The 3,922-nt window shown below is 56.1% G+C and carries 6 protein-coding genes; 2 read left to right on the forward strand and 4 right to left on the reverse strand.

Annotated features, from left to right (window positions below; translation table 11 throughout):
- On the reverse strand, nt 1-137 hold a 137-nt coding region (locus tag AC1DZP_RS35720), incomplete at its 3' end, for a helix-turn-helix domain-containing protein (RefSeq protein ID WP_477307430.1).
- Nucleotides 138-242: 105 nt separating this feature from the next.
- Nucleotides 243-554, reverse strand: coding sequence for a flavoprotein (locus AC1DZP_RS35725; protein WP_477308995.1), 312 nt, complete (start codon nt 552-554; stop codon nt 243-245).
- Nucleotides 555-821: 267 nt separating this feature from the next.
- Here AC1DZP_RS35725 and AC1DZP_RS35730 point away from each other — a divergent pair, with 267 nt between their 5' ends.
- Nucleotides 822-1,304 (forward strand): pyridoxamine 5'-phosphate oxidase family protein, encoded by a 483-nt coding sequence (locus AC1DZP_RS35730; RefSeq protein WP_477308997.1) that lies wholly within the window; start codon nt 822-824, stop codon nt 1,302-1,304.
- A 204-nt stretch (nt 1,305-1,508) separates the two neighbouring features.
- Here the strand turns inward: AC1DZP_RS35730 and AC1DZP_RS35735 are convergent, their stop codons facing one another.
- Nucleotides 1,509-2,909, reverse strand: a complete 1,401-nt coding sequence (locus AC1DZP_RS35735) for a phospholipase D-like domain-containing protein (RefSeq protein ID WP_477308999.1) — start codon at nt 2,907-2,909, stop codon at nt 1,509-1,511.
- A 95-nt stretch (nt 2,910-3,004) separates the two neighbouring features.
- Entirely contained in the window at nt 3,005-3,226 is a 222-nt protein-coding gene (locus AC1DZP_RS35740) for a hypothetical protein (protein ID WP_095091060.1), read from the reverse strand.
- Nucleotides 3,227-3,637: 411 nt separating this feature from the next.
- Here AC1DZP_RS35740 and AC1DZP_RS35745 point away from each other — a divergent pair, with 411 nt between their 5' ends.
- Complete coding sequence (locus AC1DZP_RS35745; RefSeq protein WP_095091059.1) at nt 3,638-3,901, forward strand: YMGG-like glycine zipper-containing protein; 264 nt, start codon at nt 3,638-3,640, stop codon at nt 3,899-3,901.
- The last annotated feature ends 21 nt before the right edge of the window (nt 3,902-3,922 follow it).

Consider the following 3,922-nt stretch of genomic DNA (forward strand, 5'->3'; position numbering starts at 1 on the left):
TTGAACTTTGGCTCAACACCGTCAGAACGCAGATATCTGCGAATAGTATTCCGCGACAGGCCGGTCCTGCGGCTGATCTCACGGATCGATAAATGCTCTCGAAAATGCCAGCGTCGGATCACGCTCAATAATGCCATGTCGATCACTCCGTAGCCCCCGCTGCAACACGCAGGGCAAGGTTCAAACATGGGTCAATTCTCGATGGAAATATCCTTCAATGCCGGGTCACTTCTCAGTGGCAATCAACAGGATCCGCTCGAAATGGAAGCCGCTATGTCGTCAGCCGAGTGAACGACGCTGGCCAGTGCCTCTATGTCCTTGACCTTCGTTGAAGATTCATGAGCGGTTGCAATCTTGGCTGACTTCGTCATGACCAGATGCGTCTCCAACTCGAGTTCTCGTCCGAGCTCAAGCAGTCGTACACCGTACACGACTCCCGAAGCGCCACTTATTCCGATCACCAAGCGTCTCGGCGCTGACTGGCTCAATTCGCAATCTCCCGCATTCGAACTTACGCACCCTGTGGCGGCCAAGGATCTTCTATTTTCGGCCATCCCAATTGCGCCGATGGACGCTCATTAAGAGGACAGTAGGCATCGCCAAGGCATAGCCAATTGATAAGCTACCATAGCATTTTCTCGCAAGCGAAAACTGCAGAAAGGCTGCCCTAGCGAACGCGGCGAACCACCTTCGTCTGTACTGACGGCCGCTTAGACGTGGTGCTCAAAGCACACGAACCACCGGACCAATCGCCGGCCCCGTCGGAACCGACATGCCCAACAGTCGTTTGTCCCCTTTCGCCAATTCGAAAGGAAACGCCTATGCCAGCCGCCGCCGAACTCAAATCCAGGTTCTGGGCATCCTTGAAGTCCGATATGACGATGATGATCGGACTCGATAACTCGAAGGTCATTCCTCGTCCGATGACTGCACAAATGGAGACTGACGGAAATGGTCCAGTCTGGTTCTTTACGGCGAGAGACACCGAAATCGTTCAGGGTCTGACGGATGGCAGCAAAGCGACTGCGACCTTCACGTCCAAAGGCCACGATCTGTTCGCCACAGTGCAGGGGAATCTTTGGCTCGACAACGACCGTGCAACGATCGATCGGCTTTGGAATCGCTTTGTGGCCGCATGGTTTGAGGGCGGGAAAGATGATCCGAGGCTAGCGTTGCTGCGGTTCGATCCGCGGGAGGCAGAGATTTGGCTGGATGGATCGAGCGTAATGGCAGGGATCAAGATGTTGCTCGGGTTCGATCCCAAAGACGAATACAAAGACAACGTCGCCAAAGTCGAGCTTTGACTCTGACGCGCCGACCGCGCTGTGGGCTCTAGTCTAGTTCGATCGTTGTGCACTCCGTGTAGGCAACCCGGCTGCTGCCCTCGGCACGAAGGCGCGTTAACGCAGGGATCTACGCGCTTAGGCTCGACCTTGCGCTGCACATGCCTCGAGCACCGTGGGCAAGGTGACCGGTAGCAGGGTGACACTCGATGGTCGCTTTGCTGCCTAAAGCTGTGACTCGATCGGGAGATGGCGGACCAGGATCGCCAGGATGCGGCGGAAAATCCCCGCTTCAGGTTCGTGAGAATAATTTTGGGACCTGCCTTCGTCGCATCCATGCCAGTGGAGCGCGTTGTTTTTCAGTTCGAGCCGATAACTCGCTTCCGGTGATATCTCTGCCTGGAACCTGCGCCGCAGTTCAGCGACCAATTCCTCATCCTCAAAAAGCACTCCCATTTCCGAGTTCAACGACACCGACCGCGGATCAAAATTGAAGGAGCCGACGAAACCGGTCTTGTCATCGACGCTGAAAGCCTTCGTGTGCAGGCTGGCGCCCTTGGACCCAAATACCGAGATCGCCTGCCGGCGGCTGAAGGGCTGAAGCTCAAAAATCTTGACGCCGTTCCTGAGCAATCGCTTGCGATAATTTGCATAGGCGCCGTGGACCGCTGCGACATCAGTGGCTGCCAATGAATTGGTCAGAACCGCAACTTCAACGCCGTTGCTGACGAGGTCCGACAAGATTGCGGAACCCCTTTTGCCAGGAATGAAATAGGGAGACACAATTTCCAGGCAATTGCGCGCTGACTGAATGATCGGAAGCAATTCCTTCAACAGCCAACTGCGACGTCTCCAGCCGCGCACTTTCTCTGGAGGGTCGGAAATCACTCGAACACGTTCCACCCAGTGCACATCGTTGCCGGCCGCGATGAACTCAGCGACGGTCCCATGGTCGCCGATCCCGTTCAAAAGTTTTGACTCGGTTTCAGCATCGCTTCCTCCAAACAATTCGGCCTGCGTGGTCGCAGCGGCTGGACCGAGCGCGCCAATTGGTTTTGCGTCCTGGCACGTCCAGAAAGCCTTGAAAATTTCGGCGGTTTGCTGCACGGCGGGGCCGAGGAGGAGAACGTCGAGGTCGCGGAAATTTGTTTCTGCTGCATCAAAGTAGGCATCGCCGACATTGCGCCCCCCGACAATGGCGATGTCGTCGTCGGCTATCCACGCCTTGTTGTGCATCCTGCGCGTCAATGCAAAAAGCCGCAGGAGAACTTCCATGCTGCGTACAATGCCGCGTGCTCTGACGCCGCTCGGATTGAACAGCTTCAGCTCGATGTTTGGATGGCTGCTCAACGCCAGATATGCAGAATCACTTTTGCGCGGGTTGACGTCATCAAGCAGCATTCGCACGCGCACGCCCCGCTGAGCGGCCCGGAAAACTTCCTGCAGAAGCAAGCGGCCGGTGTGGTCGTCATGCCAGAGGTAATACATGAGATCGAGAGTTCGAACCGCGCTTCTTGCCGCCAACACACGCGCGGCGAAGGCATCATAGTTGTCGGAGATGAGCAGCAAGCCGCTCTTGCCGGTTTTGATATTGTTGTCCCGTGTTCGGGCGATGCAGACATCCATAAATTGGCGACCTTTTGACGGCGGTCGAAGCCGCTAGAAATAGCCAGCGCTTCCGAGTTCAAACTGATCCACTACCGCGTTGCCAACCCATTGACTCATTTCGGCTCGCTCTTGATTGCAGCAACGAGAGCCTGGACCTGCTGGCCATGTTGTGTGGCAATCTTCAACAGGGTCACGGCCGTTTCGTGGGGTGTCCAACCCTGCGCCTGTGAGGCAGTTACCAAAGCAGCAAATGCGGTCTCCAGTGCGACTTCACAATTGATCTCCCGATCCGGGCTGCCCTCTGGCAATATTGGCGGTTCAACAGTCTGGGTCATGTCGGCTTTGCGCTACCTCCTGAGGCCGAAAAAGCTCAGAACGGCAAGGACGACGACGACGAGCCCGACGAGATAGATAATGCTATGCACGGTTCGATCTCCTCAAAATGATTTGGCAGACCAAGCTCTCTTGCCCAGCCTTTGAGGATTTGGTGGCAACCCTCGCATCGAGTGAACACTTGGAACTGTCTAATGTTCCAATGCCCATGCCGCCTTTTCCAAATGCGAAGGTTTTCCTCGCCGGACAGATGCGCCGAGCAGCCCGTGCTTGAGCCAGTACGTGGTCTTCCGTTTCTGCCCTCGCTGAAGATGGCTCGCGCAATCAAAAGCTAATTTAGCAAATCGATGGATCGAAAAAACAAATCGCGCATTTATCACCGGGCTCAATGTCGGGCCGCTGGAGGACAACTCATGAAAAAGACATTGCTCATATTGAGCCTTATCATTCCGCTCGCAGCATGCTCGCGCACCGAGCAGGGCGCTGCAGTCGGTGGTCTGGGCGGAGCGGCAATTGGTGCCGCCGTAGCCGGTGATCCCGTGAAAGGCGCGATCGTTGGCGGTGCCGCTGGAGCCATTGCGGGCGCGGTGATCGGGCATGCCAGTGAAGCCGGTCAGTGCCGCTACAGAGATCGCAATGGGCGTGTCTACATCGCACGGTGTCCCGACGGATATTGATACTATCGGGCCGTGTGATCC

The sequence above is a fragment of the Mesorhizobium sp. P2_F8 genome (assembly GCF_056403655.1).

What these genes read in the sequence shown, in the direction of transcription:
- AC1DZP_RS35745 (WP_095091059.1), top strand. Translation starts at nt 3,638, where the DNA reads ATGAAAAAGACATTGCTCATATTGAGCCTTATCATTCCGCTCGCAGCA.
- AC1DZP_RS35735 (WP_477308999.1), bottom strand. Translation starts at nt 2,909, where the DNA reads ATGGATGTCTGCATCGCCCGAACACGGGACAACAATATCAAAACCGGC.
- AC1DZP_RS35730 (WP_477308997.1), top strand. Translation starts at nt 822, where the DNA reads ATGCCAGCCGCCGCCGAACTCAAATCCAGGTTCTGGGCATCCTTGAAG.
- AC1DZP_RS35740 (WP_095091060.1), bottom strand. Translation starts at nt 3,226, where the DNA reads ATGACCCAGACTGTTGAACCGCCAATATTGCCAGAGGGCAGCCCGGAT.
- AC1DZP_RS35725 (WP_477308995.1), bottom strand. Translation starts at nt 554, where the DNA reads ATGGCCGAAAATAGAAGATCCTTGGCCGCCACAGGGTGCGTAAGTTCG.